A 1,731-nucleotide genomic window follows, 5' to 3' on the forward strand; every position below is an offset into this window, starting at 1 on the left:
CATGTATAATTTTTATGCAAGTCATTCAAATAACAAGAGCTCAACATGAAAATTCAATCGCTTCTCCCTGCGCTATTACTCTGTGCCGCTTCTGCCAACGCGGCGAACAATATTCGTATCGAGTACATGCCCGCAGAAACAACTCATGACAAACTTGCCGAGCAATCCATTCAAAGCAGCGATGTGAACCCGATTTTTGTTCGACTTTCTCAAGACTACTTCCCTTTTCGTAAACCGCTCACTCTGATTTATGGCGGCGAAGATGGCCCTATGTACGATCCCGACACGCACACCATCCATATTCCGTATACGTTTTACGTTTTACGTTTTACTTGGAGTCGCTCAATTACTTCTCCAACAACCAATATGAAGATCGCTACGGAAAATCGCCAAAGACTGGTGCATTAGATACCTTATTACACACTTTGCTGCATGAAGCTGGGCATGCGTACATCGAGGATCAAAGCATCCCTGTGTTGGGGAAAGAAGAAGATGCCGTTGACAATTTCGCCACTATTTTACTGATCGACGATTTAGACGATGGCGCCGATATGGCCATCAGTGCTGCCGACATGTTTGCGTTTGAGTCCGATGACAGACCCGACTATTACGATTTCGGCGAGTACATTGACGAACACAGTTTTGACCTACAGCGTTACTTCTCCACTTTGTGCTTGGTGTATGGCAGCGATCCTGAACAGTACAAATCGTTACTCGACGAAGTTGAAAAAGACTACCTTCGAGATCGCAAAGACTTCTGCCAATACAATTACGAAAACATTCGCACTAACTGGCAGCACTACCTGCAGCACAATGAACCAAAAGAAGCATCAACACGTAAAAACAGCGAGAAACCATCAAGCAGCCCCAATGCAATGACGAATTGATATGACTAAACTGACTATTTTCTACGACGGCACTTGCCCACTGTGCGCCAAAGAGATGAAGGCATTACGCCAACACGATCATAAGCAAGAGATAAACACCGTTGATATTTACAGCGACGCTTTTTCGGCCTACCCGCAAATCGCCCCTGATCGTGCCAACACCATTCTGCATGCCTTGGACAACCACGGAAATTTACTCCTCGGGCTGGATGTGACCTACCGAGCTTGGCAACTTGTTGGACGAGGTTGGTTGTATGCACCACTGCGCTGGCCACTCATTAGACCTGTTGCGGACTGGCTTTATCTGCGCTTCGCCCAAAATAGGTATCGCATCTCATATTGGTTAACGGGCACTTCTCGTTGTAATTCTAGCCGCTGCTCTCGGTAATTGTGATCACGCTTGAAAATGTTAATACGCTCGCGATAAATCGTGCATTTCCAGTACTTCTCTCCTACTAAGTCGGTTAATCTGCAATCACTACAAAAATAAATAGCTATATATTTATCCGGCAAATCGATTGAATTTTGCCTTTTCGTAACGCTGCGCCGAGAAGTAAGGAAGTCTCTATGAATCTAACCATAAGAAAGCGACTGTATATTCTTTCCATCATTCCAGTACTCACCATTGCACTAGGTATGATGTGGTTCACCTACCTGCAAACTAACGCTTATAACCAACAGCAAATTGATCAGACCCACACCACCATGATGGCGATGAAAAAAGCCGAGCTGAAAAACTATGTTCAGATGGCTCGCTCGGCGATTGAACCGCTACTCAAGAAAAATGCGACATTAGAGGACGCTCTTCCCGTGTTACGAGAGCTGGAATTTGGTGAGACGGGCA

The 1,731-nt window shown here is 45.4% G+C and carries 1 protein-coding gene and 2 pseudogenes; all 3 read left to right on the forward strand.

Going from position 1 to position 1,731, the window contains the following annotated elements; genetic code table 11:
* The first annotated feature begins 45 nt into the window (after positions 1-45).
* Positions 46-887: pseudogene (locus tag R7P74_RS24640) on the forward strand (DUF4344 domain-containing metallopeptidase).
* 1 nt (position 888) lies between these two features.
* Positions 889-1,275 carry a thiol-disulfide oxidoreductase DCC family protein gene (locus tag R7P74_RS24645; RefSeq protein WP_053340353.1) on the forward strand — a complete coding sequence of 129 codons (387 nt, stop codon included), beginning with the start codon at positions 889-891 and terminating at the stop codon, positions 1,273-1,275.
* A 179-nt stretch (positions 1,276-1,454) separates the two neighbouring features.
* Positions 1,455-1,731 (forward strand): annotated as a pseudogene (locus R7P74_RS24650) (methyl-accepting chemotaxis protein); the annotation flags it as partial.

The sequence above is a fragment of the Vibrio sp. 2033 genome (genome assembly GCF_033339735.1).

Bases quoted from the DNA above. Each gene is read 5' to 3' on its own strand.
- R7P74_RS24645 (WP_053340353.1), top strand. From the start codon at position 889: ATGACTAAACTGACTATTTTCTACGACGGCACTTGCCCACTGTGCGCC.